A 24,666-nucleotide genomic window follows, 5' to 3' on the forward strand; every position below is an offset into this window, starting at 1 on the left:
AGCCTCCCTTTTGATAATACCCAAATACCATGAGACACCGTCCGCTTATCGCCTGCCTGTTGTCCTGTGCCGCCGCGTGCATATTCCCGCCCGCCGCTCCCGCCGCGCCGATTCCCGCCCGGGTGTTTTCCGACCACATGGTGTTGCAGCGCGACATGCGCGCGCCGGTCTGGGGCTGGGCCGCGCCGGGGGAAACGGTGACAGTCTCTTTCAAGGGGCAAACAGTTTCCGCCACGGCGGATTCCGGCGGGCGCTGGCGCGTGGACCTGGCGCCGCTGCCCGCGTCTGCCGAGCCGGCGCAAATGCGCATCACCGGCGACCGCGACACCGGCGGCGGCGGCGTGGTGATTTCCGATATCGTCGTGGGTGACGTGTGGCTTTGCTCGGGCCAGTCCAACATGGAATGGCAGGTCTCGCGCAGCGACAACGCGGCGGCGGAAATCGCCGCCGCGGATTTTCCGCTTATCCGCCATTTCGAGGTGAGCCGCGAGCCGGTCACGATGGAGCCGAAAAAAACCTATGATAAATGGATGGTCTGCTCGCCCGCGACGGCGGGGGACTTCACCGGCATCGGATATTATTTCGCCCGCGACATTTTCCGGCGGCACAACGTCCCCGTCGGTCTCGTCAACAGTTCGTGGGGCGGCACCGGCATCGAGACATGGATGAGCGAACATGCGATTCTCGCGGACCGGAGCTTCAGGATCACATTCTATAAATGGATCGAGGAAATCACCGCCTATCCCGAACGCCTCGCCGCCTACGACCGCGCGCTGGCAAACTGGAAATCCGATGCCGCCAAGGCCGGGGCCGCCGGAAAGAAGTTCGCCAAACAACCGCCCCGCCCGCCCGAGTCGCTTTACGGGCAAAACAAACCCGCCCGCCTGTTTTCCGCCATGATCGCCCCCGTCATACCCTGCGCGCTCAAGGGCGCGGTCTGGTATCAGGGCGAGCACAACGCGGGCCGCCCCGACGGCTACGGCGCGCTCCTGTCCGCGATGCTCCGCGACTGGCGCGCGAGGTGGGGGCAGGGGGATTTTCCCTTCGTCATCATGCAACTGCCGAATTACAAATCAGGCGATGCCAGCAGTATAAAATGGGCGCGCCTGCGCGAGGAGCAGGAACGCGTGGCCAAAACCGAGCCCAACACCGAACTCGTGGTGATGATCGACCTCGGCAACCCGGACGACGTGCATCCCACCAACAAACTTGAGGCCGGCCTGCGGCTCGCCCGGACGGTGCGGGCGCGCGTGTATGGCGAGCCCATCGAACACATGGGGCCTGCGTTCGCGCGCGCGGAGGCGGAAGGCGCGGGCATGCGCGTGCATTTCTCCCATGCCGACGGCCTGCACGCAAAAGGCGGCGGCCCGGCGCCGGGTTTTGAGATTGCCGGGGCCGACCGGGAATTTGTCTGGGCCCCCGCGCGCATCGAGGGAGCGACGGTTTATATAAGCAGCCCGAAGGTGGCGAAACCCGTGGCGGTGCGCTATGCGTGGAGAAACGCGCCGGAAACCGATTTATATAACAAAGCCGGCCTGCCCGCCGCGCCCTTCCGCACCGACGATTGGTGATTGCCCGCGGAACACACGGAAAAGAGAAAGCATGCTTTTCGGGCATCGGAATCAGCGGCGAACAAATAATAATTTCTTCTGTGTATTCCGTGTGTTTCGTGGGCAATACCATCTCAAAAAATGAAATCTCCCTCTCTTGAATCCGGCGGCCCGAATGCCGCCGCCCCGGGGTTGAGCAGTCCGGAGATGATGGCCTACTACGGCAACCGGGGGCTGATGTGGCGAAATTTTTCCATGATTCTGCTGCTCAATCTCGGCTGGGCGGTGAGTTTCACGGTGATAAACCCCCTCATACAACTGCGCCTCAACAACGCGGGCGTGAGCGAGGCGGGCATCGGCAATATCGGGGCGGTGAACCACTGGGTGTATTGTTACGCGGTGATGTTTTTCGCATGGAAAAGCGACCACACCGTCACGCGGTTCGGGCGGCGGATCCCGTATCTGTTTCTTTCCGCGCCCTTCATCGTGTTTGCCATCGTGATGTTCCCCTTCTGCGAGTTGAAATGGGTGCTCATCGGCCTCGCGCTGCTGCAGATGTTTTTCATGGATATAAAGGCGGCGACCATCCCGTTGCTCAATATAGACTGCATGCCGCGAAAACTCCTTGCGCGCATGGACGCCCCCTCGAAGATGGCGATGGCGGCGCTGAGTTTTCTCGCGCTGCGCCACGGCATGAAGCTCTCCGACCAGTCCGAGACGCTGCCCTTCCTGCTCGCCGGCGCGATCCTCGTGGCGACCACGCTCATCGGCGGATTTGCCATAAAAGAACCGCCCGTGCGCAACCCTTCGACCGAGGGCTTCCGCCCGTTTTCCGCCATGAAAATCGCGTGGCGCGACAAGCGCGCGGTGGTGTTGATGATTTCGGTGTCGCTGTTCGAGACCTTCCAGATTGCGTTTGTCACATGGGTCTGGCTCTACGCGCAGAACGCGCTCGGCATGACGCGGGCGCAGACGGGCCTGTGCGTCTCGTGGGGCATCTTGTTCTCGATGTGCGCGGCCTTTCCGCTGGGCTGGCTGATTGACAGGGTGAGTCCCTACAGGCTGCTCCCGGTGTTCTGCCTGATTTGCGCGGGCGCGGCGTATTGCGTGCTGCACGCGCGCACGCCGCTGTTTCTCACCCTCGCCGCGTGCCTGTCCTACACGCTCAATGTTTTCTACGGCGCGTCCGACATCATGGTTTACCGCAACGCGGCGCCGGCGGAAATCGGCTCGGTGACCTCGACCAACTCGTTTTTGCGCGGCGCCTACCGGGGTGTCATGGCGCTGCTGATGGGACACCTCATCTCCCGGTCGGGAGGCTGTTATGATTATGTTTTCATACTGGCCGCCGCGCTGACCGTCGCCGGCCTCGTGCCGTTGTTTATTTATCGAAGACTGATGGCACAGCCTCCCCGAAAAGAATCATGAAGAGCACCCGTGGAGAAGACATGCGCGCCGCGCTCGCCTGCAAGCAGCCGCCCTCGGCCGTGCCCGTGTGGGAGCTTGAGTTCCAGGCGTGGGACAACGTCTCGGGCCGGCACCTCGTGCTGGGCCGGGAATTCGCCGCCCTTTCCTCCGCCGAAAAAGAGAAAACCATGCACGCCAACGCGGAGATTATAATCTCCGTCTGCCGCCGCCTGCATTTCGCCGCGCTCACCATGCCCGGCTGCTATTGGGAAACAGCGCCCGGCGTTCCCGCCTATTACTGGCTGCCTGACGGTGATCGCGAAAAACAAATCGCCATATTAAAGCGCCTCTGCGAGTCCGAGGGCATTCTGACCGTCGTCAATCGCTCCTCGCTCGTCCAAATGCCCGGCAGCGCCGACAACTACGAGGAATTTTGTTACATGCTGATGGACCGCCCGGAAGAGATGGACGCGCATGCGGGCAGGTTATTGGAATCGGCCATCGAGACCGCGAAACGCCTGGCCGACGCCGGTCACGAGGCCGTGCTGACCGCCTCCGACATCGCCGACAATCGCGGTTTGTTTTTCAGCCCCGCGCAGATGGACCGGTGGTTTTTTCCGCATTTGGAAAAATGGGCGTCCGCGTTGAAAAAGCTCGGGCTGTTCAGTATCCTGCATACCGACGGAAACATTTCCGCCATTGTGGAAAAGCTCGCCGCCAGCCCGCTCGACGCCGTGCAGGCGCTGGATCCGGTCGCGGGCATGGATATTGCCGAAGTGAAACAAAAAACACAGGGCCGCCTCTGTCTTTGCGGCAATATAGAAAGCGGCCTCCTGATGACCGGCGTGCCCGCCGCCATTTACGAAAAAACCCGAGCCACGCTCGCGGCCTGCAAGGCAGGCGGCGGCTACGTCCTCGGCGCTTCCAACGCCTGCTATCCCGCCACTCCGCCAGAAAACTACGCCGCCCTGCTCGCCGCCTGGCAAGAGCACGGACAATATTAAAGTTTAAGGGTAGCCTTGTAAGTGTGTCGTTCGAGCCGGCGCGTGGCGTGGCCCTTCAAAAACTGACAGCCAATGCAGGGCCTGTGCCCTTAGTTCTGCCGGGACATGACGCCATTTTCGCGCACACTCTCCAACTGTAACGTGTGCCGCACGGGCTGGAGGGCGGCGCGGACGGCGGCTTGTTGTTCGACGGATTTTTTCACCACTTTCTCGCGACGAAGGGCGGAGGACGCCTGCTCCTCGGGGAAATACTTTTCCCATGTGCCAAGCGAGGAGAGGATGATTTTCACGGCGTCGGTCTCGTAGTCCTGCTTCTCGCGCACGGCGGCGGTGAGCCGGGCGAAGCTTTCGCAAAAGGGGTTGTCCAGAAAATCGGCGGCGAGGTTGACGCCTCGCGCCAGCTCGCCGGCGGTGTAAACACGCGACCACTCCCCCCACGATACGCGCATGCGCGGGGCGGGGGCGTTTTTCACGACGAGGATGAGGCTGTTCAGCTCCTCGTTGAACGGCAGCACGTCGAGGATGGTGCGCGACGCCGGCGGTTTGTTCGGCGGGGCGGCGATGAAGCAAAACGGATGGCGCGTGGACTCGATTTCAAGCGTCCCGTCCGTTACGGAGAGCACGCGGTGCCCCGGCGTCGCCTCGGCGCGGCGGGCCGCGCAGTCCCAGGTGAGCGTGCCGATCCGCCCGTCGCAGCCGAGCGCCTTGAGCAATGTGTGGGTGATGACGAGGTGGCCGTTCGCGCCGGGGTGCACGCCGTCGTCGCCGCCGACCTCATACGCGGCGCCCTTGGCCGCCTTGGCTTTTTCCATGACGCGCTTCATCGCGCCGTGCACGTCGGCGAAGCGCGCGCCCTCGCGCTCCGCGACTTCGCGCGCGATGGCGGCGAGCAGGTCGAGCGTCTGGTTGTATTCAACAGGGTCGCCGCGCTTGAAGGTCGCCGGGTCTACCAGGGTCGGCGAGGCGATGATGATCTCGCGCGCGCCGGCGGCGCGGAATTCCCCGACGATGCCGCGCAGCGACTCGCGATAGCGTTCAGCGCGGTCGCCGAGTCTGCCGGGCGGCAGGTAGCCGCCGTCGTTCATGCCGAAGAGCACGGTCGCGACATCCGGGGCAAAGGGCGCCGTATTTTTCCGCAGCCGCGACAGGAATCCCCAGGTCGTGTCGCCGTTCATGCCGAACTGCATCGTCCTGAGGTTCGCCGCAGGCTGGCAGGCCAGCAGATAGGTCTCCATGAAAACGGTGTAGTGTTTTTGCTCGGTGAGGGAGTCTCCGCAGGGGGCGACGAGGTCGCCGTCACGGAGGACGGCGCTCCCGGCGCCGGCACGCGCGACGCAGGGCGCGAGCGCGAGGATCGCGGCGAGCAGGGGGAGGACGAGGGACGGAGTGGGACGGGGGCGCATGGCGGGAACGTTATATTAATGTTGTATATAATAAAACGCGGGCGACTTTGCGCGGACGCTGGCGACAGTCAACAGTCCCGGGCCTGCCTCCACCGCCGTCGCCGGGATTTTATTATGAACACGGGCGCATTTTGAGAGGGAAGGGGAGGGGCGGGGCGAACATTTAACGATAAAGTGAATTGCATGTTGCGGAGCGGCGGGAACGCCGGGATTTTCGCGGACCAATGCCCTTGCCCGATCCCCGCCAGCCCTCAATCCGCCGCGCCGCGCGACGGCATGGCTTGAGTCGCGGCGGGGGCCGCCCCTAATTTATGCATCGCATGACAACACAACTGCTGACAGGTGACTCGTGGAGTTTCCGGGAGCGCTCGCCGGGGGCGCAGTGGCATCCGGCGGTGACACCGGGCTGCGTGCACACGGACTTGCTCCGCAACAAGCTCATCCCCGATCCGTTCTGGGGACGCAACGAACTCGACCTCCAGTGGATCGAGGAGCGCGACTGGGAATACCGGCTGCGTTTCGAGGCGGACGAGGCGTTGTTGCTCGAGGAAGCGGTCGAGCTGGCGGCGGATGGCGTGGACACGTTTGCGACCTTTTTTCTCAACGGCCGCGAGATCGGCCGCGCGGACAACATGTTCGCCGCATGGCGCTGGGACGTGAAGGCGCGCCTGCGTCCGGGGCCGAACGAGCTGCGCATCGTGTTCGGCAGCGCGATGAAATACATCCGCGCCAACAATCATCGTTTCGCGGTGCCGTGGGAGTTCAATGATCCGGTGGGCGGCTGCGTGCTGGCGCGCAAGCAGCAGAGCCAGTTTGGCTGGGACTGGGGGCCGCGTTTCGTGACGTGCGGGGTGTGGCGCGAAATCCGGCTTGAGGGCTGGTCGGGCAACCGCTTCGCGCACGTGGAAATTTCCCAGCATCATCGCGCGCCGCGCAAGGGCGGCGGAGGGGCGGGAGGGCGCGCGGTCGCGTTGCGGCTGCGTCCGGAGATGCGGCGCCCGGCGCGCAGGCTGGCTTACGAGGCGGTCGTCACGCTGCGCGGAAGCGAGGTGGCGGCGGCGGGACCGTCCGCGCTCAAGGCCGGCGCGTTCGAAATCACGGTGCCGGACGCCGAACTCTGGTGGCCGTCCGGGCTGGGCGCGCAGCCATTGCACGAGGTCACGGTGCGCGCGCTCGACCGCGACGGGCGCGTGGTGGACGCGTGGACGCGCCGCGTCGGATTGCGCACGCTGGAATTGGTGCGCGAGCCCGACGAATGGGGCGAGTCGTTCAAGTTTGTCGTGAACGGCACGCCGGTGTTCATCAAGGGCGCGAACTGGATTCCGGCGGACAGTTTTGTGGCGGGGCTGGATCGCGGGCGTTACGCGCGCGACGTGCGCGCGGCGGCGGCGGCGAATTTCAACTGCCTGCGCGTGTGGGGCGGGGGCATTTATGAGAGCGAGGATTTTTATGATTTGTGCGACGAACTCGGCCTGCTCGTATGGCAGGATTTCATGTTCGCCTGCACGCTGTATCCCTCCGACCGCGCGTTTTTGAAAAGCGTGGAGGCCGAGGCGCGCCACCAGGTGCGGCGGCTGCATCACCGCGCGTGTCTCGCGCTCTGGTGCGGCAACAACGAGCTCGTGATGACCAACGGCCCGCGGCTGCGCGGAAAACTCAAGCGCGGCTACGAGGAGTTGTTTCACAAGCTGCTGCCGGAGGCCGTGCGCGCGCACGGCGCGGGGACGGCCTACTGGCCGACGTCGCCCTGGCGCGGCGACTGGAGGCACGGCACGGGCCGCGAGGCGGGCGAGCAGCGCGGCGACACGCACTATTGGGACGTGTGGCACGCGCGGCATCCGGCGCGCGATTACGAGAAATGGAAATTCCGCTTCGTCTCGGAATTTGGCATGCAGAGTTTTTGCACGCCGAAAACACAGGCGACCTACTGCCCGCCGGACGACGCGAACGTGTTCGGCCCGAGCAACGAAAATCACCAGAAAAACCGGGCCGGCAACCAGATCATTCTCGATTATGTGTCGCGCCGCTATCGTTTCCCGAAGAACCAGGCGGCGCTGGGCTACCTGTCGCAGTTGAACCAGGCATATGCCATGCAGATCGCGGTGGAGCACTACCGGCGGCTGATGCCGCGCTGCATGGGCGCCCTTTACTGGCAGTTGAACGACTGCTGGCCGGTCGCGTCGTGGAGTTCCATCGAATACACCGGCGAATGGAAGGCGCTGCACCACGCGGCGCGGCGTTTCTACGCAAGCGCGGCGGTGAGCGCGCACATCATCGGCGACGAGGCCACCATCACCGGCAACTACCGCCGTTCCACGGTGGAGCGCGTCGATTTATACACCGTCTATGACGGCCCCGGAAAAAAGGACGCTACGCTGGCCTGGGAGATTTTTCACATCGATGGGCGCGTGCTCGCGGGCGGACGCCGGAAAGTCACGCTGCGCAACGGCGAGTCGCAGCGGCGGCGGAGCCTTGACCCGCGCAAACTCATGGCCGCGCACGGACGGGACAACCTCGTGCTGCGCATCGCGCTCGAGGTCGGCGGCGCGTGCGTGGGCGAGGACAGCGTGTTCCTCGTGCCGCCGCGCTTCATCGCGCTGCGCCGTGGCGAAACCCGCGTGACGGTGAAACGCGGCGCGGACGCGCGCCATTTCGCGCTCACGTTTGTGTCGCGCGAATTCCAGCACCGTTTTCATTTTGACCTCGACGGGTTCGCGCACGCCTCGTCGGACAATTATTTCGAACTGTTCCCCGGACGCGCGAAGACCGTGGAAGTCACGCTTGACCGTCCGGCGACCGCGGCCGGGGTGCGCGCCGCCCTGCGGTTCGGCTCGCTGGTGGACAGCTACGAGTGAGCGCCCGGTTCCCGCGGCCCGGACCTTTGATCCCAAAACACACACAATCATGAAATCCCTGAAATTCATTTTCCTTCCCCGGCTGGTGTTGGTGCTCCTGTTGTCCGCGACATTCGCGCGCGCGGCGGATGGCGAGCGCGTGCGGCACGACCTCGTCGTGGTGGGCGCGACGCCGGCCGGCATCACCGCGGCCATCGCGGCGGCGCGCGAAGGCCGCGGCGTGCTCGTGCTGGAACGCACCAACCACATCGGCGGTCTGCCCGCGAACGGCCTCGGCGCGACCGACATCGTCACGCGCGGCGCGACCGGCGGATTGTTTCTCGAATTCACGGGCCGTGTGCGCGCGCATTACGCCGCCGCCTACGGTGAGAAATCAGGGCAGGTGGAAATCAGCCGCGACGGGTATCACTTCGAATCTTCGGTCGCGGAAAAAGTGCTCGCCCGGATGCTCGCGGAGCATCCCGCCATCGAGGTGCGGCTGATGCGGCAGTTCGACGCCGACCCGGCGAATGTCACTCTCGTGAATGGCCGCCTCGCGGCCATCCGCGTGATCAACCGCGAGACCGGCGCGGTCGAGGAAGCCGCGGGCAGAATTTTCATTGATGCCACCTACGAGGGCGATCTCGCCGCCGCGGCGGGCGCGCCGTATCGCGTGGGACGCGAAGGCCGGGCCGAGCATGGCGAGGCGCTCGCGGGCCGCCTTTATAAACCCTGGGCCGCCGAACCCGGCCCCGGCTCCACCGGCCTCGCCGACAACGCCGTGCAAGCCTACAACTACCGCCTGCCATTGACCAAGGTGCCAGAAAACCGCGTGCCCATCCGCAAGCCCGCCGCGTATAATCGTGACGATTATGTCTCGCTCATCGAGGACATCCGCCTGAACCGCGACGCGGCGCCCGTGCCTCCGCATCCGAACCGCGTGAGCACGATCGCCCGCATCCTCAACATCATTGAGCTGCCCAATGGAAAAATCGACGGCAACAACCACCACGCCTGCTTCATCTCCACCGACCTGCCGGAGGAAAACTGGCCGTGGCCGACCTCCGGCTGGGCCTGGCGCGACCGTTTCGCCGTCCGCCTGCGCGACTACACGCTCGGACTGCTCTGGTTCTGCCAGAACGACGCGGAACTCCCGGAGGCGTTTCGCGCCGACTGCTCGCAGTGGGGGCTCTCGCGCGACGAGTTTGCCGACAACGGGCATTTCCCCCGCCAGGTGTATGTGCGCGAAGGCCGCCGCATCATGGGCGAGTATCTTTTCACCGCCGCCGACGCGCTGCCCGTCGCCGAGGGCAAACGCCCCCCGCTGCACCGCGACAGCATCACGGCCAGCCATTACGCGCTCGACTCGCACCCCGTGCGCAAACGCGAGCCGGGGCGCGGCCACCTCGACGGCATGTTCTCGCAGGACACCGTGCCCTACACCGTGCCGTATGGCGTCATCGTGCCGAAGGGCGTGGACGGCCTGCTCGTCCCGGTCGCCGTCTCCGCCACGCATGTCGGCCTGAGCACGCTGCGCATGGAGCCGTGCTGGATGGCGCTCGGCGAGGCCGCCGGGACCGCCGCCCACCTTTCGCTCGCCGGGGAAACGGGATTGAGAAATGTATCCGTAAATAAAATACAGGATTCGCTCCTGCGCCACGGCGCGGTGCTGGTCTGGTTTCGCGACATGAAACCCTCGCATCCGGCGTGGCCCGTCGTGCAAAAGCTCGCCCTGCGCGGAGCCATTGAGGGCTGGCGGGTGGACGCGGACAAGCCGCTCGATGCGGACACCGCCGCCGCCTGGCGCGGGGCGCTCGGCCTGGGCGTGGCCTCCGCGCCGGAAATCACTCGCGGCGAATACCTGGGAAAACTTCGGGACGAACTCGGCGGCGCGAAAGACTGACCCGGAGCCGGGATCACACTTAACGATAAAACCATGCCCCTCTTGCCGGCCTTTTTCACCCCGTGTTTGGTAGCCGCAATTGATGAAGCCCTCCCGATACTCCTTTCCCCGTCCGAGTTTGCCGTTCAGTCTGGCGGTGTTGTTTTTTCTCGGGCTGGCGGCGGCGGACGCGGAGCCGTTTCGCATTCAGCGTGACGTGTCCGCCGCGGATCGCGGCGGGATCCCGCTCCCAAAGGATTGGAAGGATCCCGGCACGGGACCGTTGCCGGCGGCGAACTTCACGGCCGATTACGATTTCGAGGTGCCGGAGGACGGCTGGTATGTGCTTTCGTTTCAACACATGCCGTCGCTCGCCCGCGAGGTTTTCGTGGACGGGCGGCGCGTCTCGCTTTACCTCGGCCTGAGCATGAGATCGGCGGCCGAGTGGGCGGGAAAACCGATGGAGGCCGGCGCGGGCTGGACCAAGGAGGCCAGCCTGCCGCTCACCGCCGGACGCCACACGCTCACGGTCAAGCGCGTGGGGCGCATGTCCTTCCCGGCGGGGTTTGCGCGCGCGTGGAAAATCGAGACGGCGGGCGAGTCCCCTCGTGACCGGGTCGAGGCGTTCATCGCGGGGCGGCGGGAATTGCGCCGGGGCGAGCCCCTCCTGCTCCGCCTCACCGGTGGCGGCGGCAACATCGCGGCGGTTTACGACATCGTTCGCATCGACGAGATGAGCGGCAGGGAAACACCGGTGGCGCGCGCGGAATTTCCCGCGTCGCCGGAGATGCGGGTGCTCGACCTCGCCGTGCCGTGCGACGAGGAAGGCGTGTTCACGCTCGCGGCCAAATCGGGCGGCGAAAAGCTCGGCGCGAGCGATTTCATCACTAACGGTGGCGGCACCTATTTCGTCATCGACACCGCCGCGGCGCCCGCGCCGGGAGCGGACGCCGGGATGAAACGCCGGCTTGTCTTCGACATCGACTGCGTGGCCAACACCGTCAACGGCGCCCCTGTCCGCGCGGGTAAAAATTACTGGGAGGCCAACGGCGCGACGCGTGTCGTGGCCGCGCCTGCGGGCCGCTATCGCGAAAGCAACGACGGGCGCGGTCCCGATGTGGACCCGCATCCACGCGCGGCGGCGGAAAATTTTTCCGGCTTCGCCTACCTGCTCGAAAATGTCGCTCCGGGCCGGCCGCTCGTCATCGAGATCGAGCATCCCGACGACGACTGGCGCTCGGTCTGCGTGTCCATCGTCGATGTGTTTGAACGGAGCGACGCCGGGAAAATGCAGGGTTATCTGCCGCCGACCTTCGGCTACGAGACCGGCGGTTATCTGCCGCTCTCAAACACCATGCTCACCGAGACGGTGATGTTCTGGCCGAACGGGAGGGACGTGCATCTCGGCCTTGTCAGCAGCCGTCTTGGCAAGCGCGCGGCGGCGGCGCGCATCCGCGTGTTCGAGGTGGAGGGCGAACTGCCGCCGGGCGGCGTCACCGGCGGCGGGCGCGTCGTCGGCATGTGGATGGAGGAGCACGAGCGCTGGCACACGCATTTCAACACCCCGAAAAACGCCGGCCCCGCCGCGCGCGATTTCATCGGGTTGAAGCGCACGATGGAGTGGCTGGCCCACACCGGCGTCAACGCCTTCTGGCCGACCGCGGTCGCGTATCAGCAATGCACCTACGACTCGCCGATTCTCGACGGTTTTTTGCTCAAGCCCTACAACATCCCGCGCCTGAGCGCGCTGTTGTGCGAGAAGCACCGCATCGGCTACCTCGCGGAGATCTTCCTCGCGCGCCTGCGCTATTTCGACGAGCACGTGATGACGGAGGGCGTCGAAAACCCCTCCGATCTCTACACGCGCTCGTGGTGGGGTTTCAGCATGGAGGGCAGGGAGCCCGGCGGCACCTGGCCGTATTGGAACGTGCTGCACCCGCGCGTGCAGGACATGATGATTTCCATCTACGGCGAACTGGCGGATTCGCTGGCCGACACGTCGTCCTTCATCGGGTTGTCGGGACGCCTCGATGCCTGGCAGTGGGAGGGGCTTTACGCGCTTACCGGCATGGACTGGGGCTATGAGGACTGGACGGTGCGGCGGTTTGAAAACGAGACCGGCATCGCGGTGCCCGACGGCGGCGACCCGGAGAAGCGTTTCGAGGCACGCCACCGTTTTCTCACCGGCGAGAAAATCAAGCCGCGCTGGGTCGCGTGGCGCGGCGAAAAGGTGACCGGCTTCCTCCTGCGCCTTGCGGAGCGCATGCGCCAGGCGAAACCCGGCGTCGTGTTTTATCTCTGCGGCGATGGGCGGCAGGATGAGAACCACGGCCTGAGCCTTTCGGAGAACATCCTTGAGCGCATGGCCGGTTCCGGCATCGACCTGGAAAAACTCTCCGCCTCGCCCGGTGTCGGCTTGCTGCCGACCGCGGCGTTCGGGCGCGGCAAGACCTTCACCTATCTCGCCGACCAGCGCTCCTACGACCGGCTGCGCAATCCCGAGTATTCAAAGGCAGGATACAACCGCGAGCGCGGCTTCGCGCTCTATGGCGCGTATCAGGAATGGGGGCCGGAGTTCCCGCTCGCGAAACTCGGCGCGCCGCTTCCCCGCTGGCATTATTGCTCCTCGTCCGCCGCTGCGGGTGTCAACGCCCTCGAGCCGCTCGCGTCGGCGCTGGCCGGACAGGACTCGATGGTCATCCGCGAGGGAGGTTACCCGCTCATTTACGGGCGGCGCGAATTTCACACCCGCTGGATGGAGGAATTTTCCCGGCTGCCGCGACGCCCGTTCGAGCCGGTGGAGTTTGCCCGCGATCCCGTCGCCGTGTGGCAACGGGAGGAGCCGGACAAGCTGCTCTTCTACGCGGTGAACCGCGAGCATTACCCGGTCGGGATCTCGCTCGAAATCGCCGGCGCCGGCGCGGTCACCCCGCTCGGGCGCGCCGGGGGCGTGCCGATGAAAAACGGATCGCTGAAACTGAAGCTGGAGCCGTATCAACTGCTTTCGTTCGAGGCTCCCGCCGGCGCGGTCATCCGGTCGGCGCGGGTGGCGGTGCCGGAGGAAAAGATCGCGTTCGTGCGCGGGCGGCTGGCGTTCGCCCGCGGTCTGCTCGACCGGATCGAGCGCGGCCCGTTCAAGGAATCCCTCTCCGGGCGCGAACGGCGGCGCTGCCGCGACATCACGGACGAGGCGGCGGAGGCGTTCGCCCGCGGAGCCTACTGGCGCGCGCGCACGCTGCTCTCGTCCGCGCCGATGATGGCCGCTTATGAAAAAACCGGCCGTTATCCCGACGGGCAGGTCGAAACGCGCTTCCCGAACCTGATGGAGAACCTTGCGGGCGGACGTTTCGAGCCGGACGACCCGTTCATCGACGCCGACGCGCTTGCCCGCTCATGCGTGCCCGGCGGATGCGGCGGCTTGGTTGACTCGGAGACGTTCAACCCCGAGTGGCGTTTCGCGCGCGTGGCCACGGCAAAGGCCGGAGTCATCGAGGTGGAGCTGGAGGCGCCCGCGCCTGCCTTGTATCAACTCTACATCGGCCACGTCGCGCGCGCCGCCGGCCCGATCACGGTTGCGCTCGGCGGCAAACCCTGCGCGCTGCCCGCCGAGGTGTGCGTGCCGGGCGCGCCGGAGAAAAGCGTGATGCCCCCGGTGCTCCTGCCGGGCGGCAGGACGCGCGTGCGTTTCGAGGGCGCGGACGGCTTCGGCATCTACGCCCTGAAACTCGTCCCGCAACTTCGCGCGCTCGACACGACGCGCTGGGCCGCGGCCGGGCCATTCGAGGGTTTTTGGAAAAACGCGGCGATGAAGGACGAAAACGTGAAGCGAGGCATGGAGACCGTTTACGGTCCGGAAAACGACGCGTCGCCGACGGCGGTGTTTCGCAACGAGAACAACCGCGCGCTTCGCTGGACGACCACCGGCGTGCCGGTCGGCACGCACGAGGACGCCGGCGTGAACTTCGCCACGCGCGCCGGACTCCCCGGCTACGGCATCGGCTACGCGCAAACTTTCATTGAAAGTCCCGATGACCGCGACGTGCTCATCTACATCGGCACCGACTGGTGGGCCAACGCGTGGCTGAACGGCGAACAACTCAAGCCCGCCGGCAACGAAAAAATCTGGCGCACCGCAGGCGCGTGGTTCAACGCTTGGAAACCGCGCCCCGCCGCCGCGAAGCTCAAAAAGGGCGTGAACCGACTGCTGGTGAAAAACCAGGGCGGTTCGCTTTATAGTTGGTTCACCTGCCACATCACCGACGCAGGCGGCCTGCGCATCGAGCCGGACGCATCCCCGCTTGCGCGCTGATTATTTTCACCGCATGAAAACGGCACTCAAAACAGCCTTTCCTGAAAACTTTGTCTGGGGCGCGGCCACCTCCGCCTATCAGATCGAGGGCGCGTGGGATGCCGACGGCAAGGGGCCGTCCATCTGGGATGCCTTCACGCACGAACCGGGCCGAATCTTCGAAGATCAGAATGCCGATGTTGCCTGCGACCATTACCATCGCTGGCGGGAAGACGTGGCGCTCATGCGGGAACTGGGGCTGGGCGCCTACCGGTTCTCGCTGTCATGGAGCCGCATCCTGCCCTCGGGCGCCGGCGTGGCAAATGAGAAGGGCATGGCCTTTTATGATGCGTTGATCGACGCGCTGCTTGAGGCGGGAGTGACGCCTTGGGTCACGCTGTATCATTGGGATTTGCCGCTGGCGTTGCAGAGAAAGGGCGGCTTTCTGAATCGCGACATCGTGGAATGGTTTGGCGACTATGCCGCGCTCGTGGCCGGACGTTTCGGCGACCGGGTCGGGCACTGGATGACCTTCAACGAGCCGCCCGTCATCATCGGTTTCGGGCATCAACGCGGGCAGAACGCACCCGGACTGCGCCTGGCGTTTGCCGACTGCCTGCTCGGGGCGCACCACTTGCTGCTGGCGCACGGGCGCGGCGTGCAGGCCTTGCGCGCGGGCGCGCGCATCCCCGCCAGAATCTCCATCGCGCATACCAGCCGGGAGCGTATCCCGATGGAGGAGACGCTGGAGCATGTCGAGGCGGCCCGGCGCGATTATTTTTCATGCAGGCAACGCAACTTCTGGGATCTGGCCTGGTGGGCCGACCCCGTGGTGTTCGGGCGCTACCCGGAGGAGGGACTGAAGGCTTTTGCCGCGGATTTGCCGCCGATCACGGACGCCGACATGGCGTTGATTTCGCAACCCGTGGATTTCCTCGCCTATAATTGCTATTCGGGCTGGCCGGTCCGCGCCGGCGCCGGCGGCGCACCCGAGGATGTTCCCGGCGCCTGGGGGCCGGGCAACCCCAGGGGAACTCGCCCGTGGCTGAGCATTGTCCCCGAAGCTCCCTATTGGGCCGCGCGTTTCCAGACGGAGCGCTACAAACTCCCATTGGTTTTCACGGAGAACGGCTTTAACAACATTGATTTCGTCCATCACGATGGGGGCGTGCATGACCCGCAAAGGATGGATTGCGCCTCCGGCTATCTCCGCTCCATCCGGCGCGCCATCAACGAGGGGCATCCGGTGCAGGGTTATTTTCATTGGTCCCTGCTCGACAATTTCGAATGGAGCGATGGGTTCAGCGAACGCTTCGGCCTTGTCCACGTCGATTATCGCACGCAAAAACGCACGCCCAAGGATTCATTCGCATGGTATGCCGGCGTCATCCGAACCAATGGGGCATCCCTTTGACACCGCCGTCCGCCGCGTCCGTGAATATAAACATTATAAAATATAACACCCCCGCATTTTTTCACCCTCTCACCACATGAAAAACAAAATCCGCTTCGGACTTTTTGGCTGCAATATGTATCGCACGCGCGACCTCATGGACGCCTCGAAAGCCGCCGCCGCCGGCACCGTCGAGATCGCCGCCTGTTTCGACATCGACCAGGCGAAGGCCCGCCATGCCGCCGAGAAATACGGCGGGCGCGCCTTCGCCACCGAGAAGGAGTTTCTCGCCTGTCCGGAGGTCGATGTCGTGTTGATCAGCCTCCCGCCGTATTTGCACGCCGACGCCTTCGCGCGCGCCGCCCGCGCCGGGAAGGATGTCTATTTGGAAAAACCGGTCTGCGTCGACCGGGCGGGCCGCGAGAAAATCCTCGCCGCGTACAAGCAATGGCCCGTGCGTTGCTATGTCGGCCTGTCCTACCGCTACGTCACACCGTATCGCAAGGTCGCCGAGATTCTCCGGCGCCCCGAGGCGGGCCGCATCCTCGGCGTGCACCACCACTGGCTCACGCCGGAACGGGCGCCGGTCGACCCCTCGCAATACGGCTGGCGCCAGCGCCTCGAACAATCCGGCGGCGAACTCCTGCAACACTGCTGCCACGTGTTTGACTGGCTCTGGTGGCTTGGCGGCCCGATGGACTCGGTGACGGCCACGGCCTACACCCCGCCCGGCGCGCCGCTCCCGCACGAGGAGCGCGAGGTCACCGCCGCCTTTTTATACAACAAGGGCGGCATGGCCGTCTTCACCCTCTCCCAGAACAGCCACCAATACGTGCAGCGCGGCACGGTGCACGCGGAGGGGCTCGGCATCCAGTATCAATGGGGCAAGGACACCTTTGTGCGTGTATATAAAAACCGCGCCCGCGCCGCCGAGGAAACCTATGAGTGGTCGTTGTCAAGCGAACCCGGCGACGGCGGCGAGATCGACCGGAATTCGGCGCAGATGAAGGATTTCATCGACGCATGGCTCGCCGGGCGCGCGATGCCGGTCGGCATAGAGGACGGCATCCGCGCCTATGACTACACCTGCGCGATCCGCGAAAGCTACCGCTCCGGGCGGCGCGTGGATGTTTCCAGGGCGGGCGGCGGCGCGTTCAATCCCGGCGCGTGATTCGCATGAAAAAATTTCCGCCGCTTTTGCCGGTTGTTGCCATGATCTCTACCGCCGCCTCCCAAACACCGGCGCCGCTCCCGCTGCCCGGCACGCGCGTGCTGGCGCGGGGCGGCCTTGTGGTGGAAGTCATGGACCCGGCGGCGCCCGACCGCTACCACGCCGGCACGCGTTTTTCGCCCGTCGCCAATGTGCTGCGCGCGCGCCTGGGCGGGCGCGAGTTTTTGTTCGCCCCGCCGGAGCACGACCCGCTGCGCGACAACGGCGGGCTCGCGATGGAATTTGACATCCAGACACCCGGCGGGCCGCCCGGCTTCGCCGAGGCCGGAATCGGCGGCGGCTACCTGAAGATCGGCGTGGGCACTCTGCGCAAGCGCGCGGAAAACTACGAATTCTACACGCCGCAGGAACTCGTCGAGCCCGCGCGAACCGGGGTGGAGTGGGGGACCGACCGGGCGGTGTTCCGGCAGGTGTGCGCACCGGTCAATGGCTACGCCTGCGCGCTCATGGCCGAGGTGCTCGTCGGCGACGCGCGCGTGGAGGTGCGCTGCGTGCTGGAGAACACGGGCGAAAAGCCGTTCGGCACCGAACAATACGCTCATAATTATTTCCTGTTCGACGGCGCGCCTATCGGTCCCGGCTACCAGCTCAAGTTTCCGTTTGAATTTGAGGCCGGCGGGCTTGGCGATGGAGCGGCGCAGGACGGGCGGAAAATCGTTTTCACCGCCGCGCCCGCGGGAGCCGTCAATCTCCGCGTCGCGCCGCCCGCGGGCGCGCCCAACATGGTCGCGGTGCGCAACACGCGCACGGGCCAGCGCGTGCTGGCCCGGGTGTCGCGCCCCGCCTCGCGCGTGGCGGTGCACGCGACCGCGCGCTATCTCTGCCCGGAGCAGTTTGTCCGCATCACGCTCGCGCCCGGCGAAAAAGCGGAATGGACGCGCGGCTACGATTTTTCAAACGACGCCGGCGCGGACCGGGAGCACTCCACTTTATGAAATTAAGCCCATACGATGTTCTCATCATCCTGGTGCCGCTGGCATTTGTCCTGGGAATTTCGATCTATCTGAAACGCTACATGCGCAGCGTGGCCGATTTCCTTGCGGCCAGCCGCTGCGCCGGGCGCTATCTGATTTGCACCGCGCTGGCCGAGACCGGCTCCAGTGTGATGCTGCTCATCACGGCGCTGGAGGTTTTTTCCAAAACCGGGTTTTCGCTGAATTTTTGGAACACCGCCCGCGACATCATTTTTTTCTTCGTGGCCGTGTTCGGCCTTGTCGTCTATCGATTCCGCGAGACGCGGGCCCTGACGTTCCACCAGTTTTTCGAAATGCGTTACAGCCGGGGGCTGCGCGTGTTCGCGAGTTTCCTCGCCGTGTTCTCGGGCATATTCAACTTCGGCGTGCAGCCGGCGGTCGGGGCCCGGTTCTTTGTCTATTTTTGCGATCTGCCCAGGCACATGTTCATCGGGCCGCTTCAAGTGCCCACGTATGTTGTCATCATGTTTGTGCTGATGGGCATCTCGCTCTACTTCGCGCTCAGCGGCGGCCAGATCAGCGTGATGATCACCGACTGCATCGAAGGTGTCATATCCGGCTTCTTTTATCTGATAATAGCGATTTTTATCATCTGCACCATTTCCGTCTCGCAGATGCACGACGCGCTCACCTCCGGCGTGCCGGGCGCGTCGTTTGTCGATCCGTTCGAGATTGGCGGGCGGCAGGATTTCAACGGCATTTACATACTGCTGAGCATCGCGCTGAGCTTTTATTATTATCGCGGGACCGCGTGGCAGCAGGGTTTCGCGGCGGCGGCGAAGACGGCGCACGAGGGGCGGATGGCGCAGATTCTCGGCAACTGGCGCGGTTACAGTTATATTGCGATGAGCGTGCTCATATCCATCGCCGCGTTCACCGTGCTGCATCACGCCGATTTCGCCCCGCAGCAGGCGATGGTGAGGGACGGGCTGGCAACCATCGACAACGCGCAGCTCCGCACGCAGATGAGCATGCCGATGGCCCTGGGCGCGTTTCTCGCGCCGGGTGTGAAAGGATGCCTGCTCTCGATTCTGCTGTTCGGGCTGCTGGCCGCGCAGGGCGTGCAGTTGCACGGCCACGGCTCGACCATCCTCCAGGATGTCATCATGCCGTTGCGCAAAAAACCGTTCGAACCCCGGGCGCACGTGCGCTGGCTGAAGGTCACGGTGTTTTGCGTGGCGGCCTTCGCGTGCTTCTTCAGCATCATATTCAAGCCCGTCGATTACCTTGTGATGATCGTGGCGCTCATCGGCGCGATTTACCTCGGCGGCATCGGCTTTGTGGTGTGGGGCGGTTTGTATTGGAAGCGGGGCACCAATGCCGGCGCCTGGACGGCCATGATCATCGGCTCCAGCCTCGGCGTCACGTTCAATATCGTGCAGCAATTCTGGAAGCCTCTCGCGCAGTGGCTCGCGGGTGTCGTTTCGCCGGGCGGCGCAGTCGGGGGATTCCTGGCGGCGAATCCGGAAAACTGCCCGTTCAACGGCGTGCAGCTTTCGGCGTTCATCGCCGCCGTGGCCGGCTCGTCCTATGTCATCGTGTCGCTCCTCACCTGCCGCCAGCCATTCAATTTGGACAAGATGCTGCATCGCGGAATATACAAGCTGGAATACGCCGCCAAGGTCGCCAGACCCGTGCGAAAGAACTGGCTCACCCGGCTCCTGAACATCGACGAGAATTTCACGCGCGGCGACAAGGCGATCACGATCGGCATCGTCGGCTGGACGGTGGGGCTCAACGTGCTCGCCGTCGGCATCCTGCTGTGGACGCTCTTTGTTGGACGCCTTTCGGAGGACTGGTGGTTCGATTATGCGATGATCACGTCGGTATGGGTTTGCCTTGTGATGGCCATAATAACCACGATCTGGTTTGCCATTGGCGTCTGGAAGGATTTGCGCAGCCTGTTTCGCCAGCTCGACTCGGTGAGACGCGAGGATGCCGATGATGGCACCGTGGTGAAGAGTGAACCGGGAAAATAAAGGGTTGTCCGTTTGTTTTTGATAAAATGAAACCGAAAATCGGCGTGATAATAAACAAGCCCCTCCGCGAAAACCTGTTTGATGAGGTCGCATGGAGGCGTTTGCATGACATCGGCGAGGTGATGGCGACCGACGCGGCCGAGCCGGTATCCCGGCCCGAGGCGATGGAGATTCTGCGCGATTGCGACATTGCCGTCGGCTCCTGGTGGGCGCCGCCGCCGTCCGCCGAGTTGTTATCCGTCGCACCGGCGCTCCGACTTTGGGAGCACGTGGGCGGAAGCGTGAAGCACTTTTTTGCGGAGGACTGGGGCGGACGCGAACTGACGGTCGCCTCGTGCAAGGGGGCGATCGCCGAAAGCGTGGCCGAGATGGTCGTCGGCGAGCTGATTGTCGGATTGCGCCAGATCATCCCCAATGCGCACGCAAACCGTCTAGGGGCGGCGGACAGGCCCGCCAACCTGAAAATCCTCTCCGCCAGCCGCGTGGCGGTCATCGGCGCCTCCGAGGTCGGCAAGGCGGTGATGGAGCGCCTGCGACCTTTCGGCTGCGAGATCGCTTTATATGATCCGTATATAAAATCCGGCGACGCGGCGCGCCTGGGCGCGAGGCTTGTCCCGGACTTGGTTGAATTGTGCAGGCAGGCCGACGCGGTGACCCTGCACACTCCCGCGCTTCCCTCCACGCGCGGGCTGCTGGGCAGGGACCATTTTCAAGCCATGCGTGATGATGCCATTTTTATCAATACGTCGCGAGGCGAGTGCCTCGACGAAGCCGCGCTCGCGGGCGAGCTGGCCAAGGGGCGCCTGTGGGCGTTCCTCGATGTTTCGTCCCCGGAGCCGGCGGCGGCGGACAGTCCGCTGCGCAAATTGCCGAATGTATATTACACATCGCACCTGGCCGGCCCCGCGGCCCATAACATGGGACACCGCGCCGTGGCGGACATCGAGGCGTTCCTCTCCGGGAAACCGCCGCAATGCGTGGTCACACGCGACATGCTGGAGCGCATCGCATGAATATAATCTTTTCAATCTATCCGAAATTTTTCCGCACCCTGAGCCTGCCGGAACTGGCCGGCGTGGCGCGCGACTGCGGGCTGGATGCCGTGAACCTCGTGGTTCGCGACGGATACTGGTGCGAGCCCGCCACGCTGGGGCGCGACACGCGGAAGTTTGTCCGTTTTATGAAAGCCGAGGGATTGTCCGTCCTCTTCGCCACGGCGGGCTGGAGTCTGGAGGACATCGAAAAGAATCCTGGGATGCTGGATATACTGGCCGAAAACGACATCCGTGAATTCCGTCTCGCCTACTTTCCCGCGGCCAGCGGGGAAACGCTTCCCTCCCTTGAGGTCGCGCGCGGGGCGATGGAAAAAATCGCCGGTCATTGCGCCCGGCGCGGGGTTCGCGCCATTTATCAAGTTCACCACACGATGCTGGTTTCCAGCGCGTCGGCGGCGTGGCAGCTTGTGCGCGGCCTGCCCGCCTCCGCGGTCGGCATCGAACTCGACCCCGGCAACCAGTCGTTCGAGGGTTTTGAGGATTGGGAAAAATCCGTCTCGCTGCTCGGGGATTATCTTCGCGCCTTCGGCATCAAGGACACCATGCCCGTGCGCGATGAGTCCCTTCGCGGGACGCCCGCCAAGGGCTGGTCGCGGCAGTGGTGCCCGGCAAGCGAAGGTGTGGTGAACTGGCACGAGGTCGTGCGCCCGCTGGTGCGCCGCCGGTGGGCTGGCACTTTTGTGTTCATGCCGTTTTATCATGAGGACGACATGCGGCGGCAGGCAGCCGTGCTGAAACAGGAGGTCGCCTATGTGCGCGGCGTCGTGGCGGCGGAGACAAAATCCGACAAATGATTTTCATATGAAACCAAATTCCACACCGCTCCGCTTCCGGCAGGTTCATCTTGATTTCCACACCTCGCCCGCGATTTCCGGCATCGGCTCGCGTTTTGACAAAAAACGCTGGCAGGCCATGCTTCGCGAGGCGGCGGTCGATTCCATCACGCTGTTTTCCAAATGCCACCACGGCTGGAGCTATCACCCGACCAAGGTGGGGCGGACGCATCCCGGCCTTTCGTTCGACCTGCTCCGCGCGCAATACGACGCCTGCAAGGAGATCGGCGTCAACGCCCCCATCTATCTGTCCGCCGGCCTTGACAACGTCATGTCGCACGAGCATCCTGAGTGGCGCGAGATCGACGCCGACGGGCGCGTCGTCGGGGCGCCCCCGCTCCAGGCCGGTTTCCACAAGATGGATTTCCTGTCGCCCTACCTCGACTACCTGTGCGACCAGATTGCGGAGACGGCCCGCCTGTTTCCCGATTGCGACGGCATTTTCCTCGACATCGTGTCGCCCTTTCCCGGCTGCTCGCGCTGGGCGCTCGACCACATGGCGAAACTGGGGCTCGATCCGCGCGACGAATCGCACCGCCGCCGTTGCGCGGAGGACGCGTTCCGCATTTATTGCGAGAAAACCAATGCCGCGGCCCGCGTCCAGCGCGCCGACATGCCCGTGTTTCACAACTCCGGGCACATCCCGCGCGGACGCCGCGATCTTCTCGCGTATCAAAGCCGCCTCGAGCTCGAATCGCTCCCCACGGGCGGCTGGGGTTACGATCATTTTCCCGAGAGTGCCGCCTACGTTTCGCAACTCGGCCTGTCCTACCTTGGCATGACGGGAAAGTTCCACACCACCTGGGGGGAGTTCGGCGGGCTCAAGCACCCCAACGCGCTCAAATACGAATGCGCCGCGATGCTCGCCTTCGGCGCGCGTTGCAGCGTCGGCGACCAGCTCCACCCGGACGGGGCGCTCGACGAAAGCACCTACGCCATCATCGGCGCCGCCTATCGCGATGTGCGCGACAAGGAGCCTTGGTGCGCGAACGCGCGGCCGGTCGCCCAGATCGCGGTTTTGTCCAGCGAATCCGAGCATCCCGGCACCACCCGGCACAACGCGTCCGATACCGGCGCCGTCCGCGTGCTGCTCGAAGAACATCATGCGTTCGCGATGGTTGACCGCGACAGCGACTGGTCGCCCTACGAAGTCGTCGTCTTTCCCGACGACATCCGCGTGGATGCGGCGCTGGAAAAGAAAACCCGCGCCTTCCTCGGTGCGGGCGGAAAACTTTTCCTCACCGGCGAAAGCGGCCTGCGCGCGGACGGCTCCGGTTTCGCCTTCGACATCGGCGCCGGATGGGACGGCGCGAGCGAATATAATCCCGAGTATATTCTCCCGCGCGCCGGATTGCGGCCCGATTTCATGAGCACGCCCTTCGTCGTTTATCCGCGCTCGCAACGCATCCGTGTCACCACCGGGGAGAGCCTCGGCGACGTGCACGAACCCTGGTTCAACCGCACCTTCGAGCACTTTTGCAGCCACCAGCACGCGCCCTTCCGCCGCGAACCCTCCGGCCGAGCCGCCGGCGTGCGCAAGGGCGGCATCCTCTGCCTTGCCCATGCCGCCTTCACCGGCTACCGCACGCACGGGCAGGCGGTTTACCGTCATTTCATCGGCGCCTGCCTGCGACTGCTGCTCGACGGGCGCGATTTGATCCGGACCAGCCTGCCCTCCACCGCGCGCGTCACGCTCGCGCGGCAGGAAAAACAAAACCGCCACATCGCGCATCTCCTTTACGCCAATACCGTCAGTCGCGGCGGCGCATTCAAACTCGACGGCGGCAACGCCAATATTTCCGGAGACGGCATTGAGATCATCGAGGATTTGACACCGCTTTTCGACGTGCGGCTCGCGGTGCGCCTCCCCGCGCCGCCCGCCCGCGTCACCTTGGAACCCCAGGGCCGGGAAATACCATTTGAAACCGGCGCGGATGGCCGGACGGTTGTTACCGTCCCGCGTCTCGAATGCCACCAGATGGTGGTTTTTCATCAATAGATCATGGAATAACATAATGCGTTTTCATCTGCTTTTCCATGACCCTGCTAAACACCCGAAAACATCCCGCCATGAATATAAAAAACAACCAAACCGCCACCTTCCGCCGCGCCGTTCTGGGCGCGTTTCTCCTGCTCGCCACGCTCGCGCCGTCCCGGGTGGCGGCATTTGAATTCGACACCGCAAAAACCTTCGGGGAGAATTTCCGCGAGGTTCACAGTTTCAATAATAAAAAACTGTCGTGGGACAAGGCCGGCAAAGACATGAAGGCCATGCCGCCGATGTCCGCCACCTATATATACGATACCACGCCGGCGGACGCCGCTGCCGGAACGCAAAACACCTTCGCGGTCTCGCAAGCGGACACGCTGACCGTCAAGGTGTCGCTTGCCATGGGCACGGCCAAGTCCTCCATCGGCATCTATCTCATCGACCCGGCCAACGAGCGCAAGGGGCTCCTCGCCCTCTACAATGTGGACAATGACGGCGGAGACGACGTGATACGCTTCGTCTCCAACGCCATACCCGTGACCGGCGGGGCCGGCGGCGTGGACAGGGCGGAAAACCACAAAAGCCCCGGCATCGCGCCCAATGAAACCGGCACGCTGGTTCTCACCTATGGCATCGATGCGCAGAACAAGGGCGTCATGACGCTCAAAATGCTGAACAGCGAGGGCAGGGAGGTGCATTCCGCCAGCCACACCGTGAAGGAATTCCGCACACCCCTCAGCCCGGTCGAGGTGGGCCTCCGAGTGGCCGCACAAAACGGCCAGGGCGTTTACGTGCTCAAGAGCTTCGAGGCCGCCATCGGTCCCGCGCGTTGAACCGGCGCAC

The 24,666-nt window shown here is 64.4% G+C and carries 15 protein-coding genes; 14 read left to right on the plus strand and 1 reads right to left on the minus strand.

Going from position 1 to position 24,666, the window contains the following annotated elements; genetic code table 11:
* The first annotated feature begins 29 nt into the window (after positions 1 to 29).
* The 3 genes from OH491_RS02190 to OH491_RS02200 all read left to right on the plus strand — a co-directional run bounded on the left by OH491_RS02190 (position 30) and on the right by OH491_RS02200 (position 3,961).
* Positions 30 to 1,571 carry a sialate O-acetylesterase gene (locus OH491_RS02190; RefSeq protein ID WP_068769532.1) on the plus strand — a complete coding sequence of 514 codons (1,542 nt, stop codon included), beginning with the start codon at positions 30 to 32 and terminating at the stop codon, positions 1,569 to 1,571.
* Positions 1,572 to 1,691: 120 nt separating this feature from the next.
* Positions 1,692 to 2,978, plus strand: coding sequence for an MFS transporter (locus OH491_RS02195; RefSeq protein ID WP_068769531.1), 1,287 nt, complete (start codon positions 1,692 to 1,694; stop codon positions 2,976 to 2,978).
* Positions 2,975 to 3,961 carry a uroporphyrinogen decarboxylase family protein gene (locus tag OH491_RS02200; RefSeq protein ID WP_084441985.1) on the plus strand — a complete coding sequence of 329 codons (987 nt, stop codon included), beginning with the start codon at positions 2,975 to 2,977 and terminating at the stop codon, positions 3,959 to 3,961. Before OH491_RS02195 ends, OH491_RS02200 begins: the two co-directional genes overlap by 4 nt.
* A gap of 89 nt (positions 3,962 to 4,050) precedes the next feature.
* On the opposite strand, the gene OH491_RS02205 is transcribed toward OH491_RS02200, so the two are convergent.
* Positions 4,051 to 5,364 (minus strand): SGNH/GDSL hydrolase family protein, encoded by a 1,314-nt coding sequence (locus OH491_RS02205; protein WP_068769529.1) that lies wholly within the window; start codon positions 5,362 to 5,364, stop codon positions 4,051 to 4,053.
* A gap of 320 nt (positions 5,365 to 5,684) precedes the next feature.
* On the opposite strand from OH491_RS02205, the gene OH491_RS02210 reads away from it, so the two are divergent.
* The 11 genes from OH491_RS02210 to OH491_RS02260 all read left to right on the plus strand — a co-directional run bounded on the left by OH491_RS02210 (position 5,685) and on the right by OH491_RS02260 (position 24,656).
* On the plus strand, positions 5,685 to 8,219 hold the full coding sequence (locus OH491_RS02210) for a beta-mannosidase (RefSeq protein ID WP_068769528.1): 2,535 nt from the start codon (positions 5,685 to 5,687) through the stop codon (positions 8,217 to 8,219).
* A gap of 49 nt (positions 8,220 to 8,268) precedes the next feature.
* Positions 8,269 to 10,101: an FAD-dependent oxidoreductase gene (locus OH491_RS02215; RefSeq protein WP_068769527.1), complete on the plus strand. Its 1,833-nt coding sequence runs from the start codon at positions 8,269 to 8,271 to the stop codon at positions 10,099 to 10,101.
* A gap of 82 nt (positions 10,102 to 10,183) precedes the next feature.
* On the plus strand, positions 10,184 to 14,389 hold the full coding sequence (locus OH491_RS02220; protein ID WP_145928657.1) for a hypothetical protein: 4,206 nt from the start codon (positions 10,184 to 10,186) through the stop codon (positions 14,387 to 14,389).
* Between the two features lie 13 nt (positions 14,390 to 14,402).
* Positions 14,403 to 15,782: a GH1 family beta-glucosidase gene (locus OH491_RS02225; RefSeq protein ID WP_068769851.1), complete on the plus strand. Its 1,380-nt coding sequence runs from the start codon at positions 14,403 to 14,405 to the stop codon at positions 15,780 to 15,782.
* Positions 15,783 to 15,858: 76 nt separating this feature from the next.
* Positions 15,859 to 16,932, plus strand: a complete 1,074-nt coding sequence (locus tag OH491_RS02230) for a Gfo/Idh/MocA family protein (protein WP_068769525.1) — start codon at positions 15,859 to 15,861, stop codon at positions 16,930 to 16,932.
* A gap of 41 nt (positions 16,933 to 16,973) precedes the next feature.
* Positions 16,974 to 17,927, plus strand: a complete 954-nt coding sequence (locus OH491_RS02235) for a hypothetical protein (protein ID WP_145928656.1) — start codon at positions 16,974 to 16,976, stop codon at positions 17,925 to 17,927.
* Positions 17,924 to 19,945, plus strand: coding sequence for a sodium:solute symporter family protein (locus OH491_RS02240; protein WP_068769523.1), 2,022 nt, complete (start codon positions 17,924 to 17,926; stop codon positions 19,943 to 19,945). Before OH491_RS02235 ends, OH491_RS02240 begins: the two co-directional genes overlap by 4 nt.
* Positions 19,946 to 19,971: 26 nt before the next feature.
* Positions 19,972 to 20,958, plus strand: coding sequence for a hydroxyacid dehydrogenase (locus OH491_RS02245; protein ID WP_068769522.1), 987 nt, complete (start codon positions 19,972 to 19,974; stop codon positions 20,956 to 20,958).
* A complete protein-coding gene (locus OH491_RS02250) occupies positions 20,955 to 21,794 on the plus strand; it encodes a sugar phosphate isomerase/epimerase family protein (RefSeq protein ID WP_068769521.1) in 840 nt (279 codons plus the stop codon). The genes OH491_RS02245 and OH491_RS02250 overlap by 4 nt, the downstream gene beginning before the upstream one ends.
* A gap of 7 nt (positions 21,795 to 21,801) precedes the next feature.
* On the plus strand, positions 21,802 to 23,832 hold the full coding sequence (locus OH491_RS02255) for an alpha-amylase family protein (protein ID WP_068769520.1): 2,031 nt from the start codon (positions 21,802 to 21,804) through the stop codon (positions 23,830 to 23,832).
* A gap of 38 nt (positions 23,833 to 23,870) precedes the next feature.
* Entirely contained in the window at positions 23,871 to 24,656 is a 786-nt protein-coding gene (locus OH491_RS02260) for a hypothetical protein (protein WP_068769519.1), read from the plus strand.
* The last annotated feature ends 10 nt before the right edge of the window (positions 24,657 to 24,666 follow it).

Source organism: Termitidicoccus mucosus (genome assembly GCF_038725785.1).
Classification (GTDB): Bacteria; Verrucomicrobiota; Verrucomicrobiia; order Opitutales; family Opitutaceae; genus Termitidicoccus; species Termitidicoccus mucosus.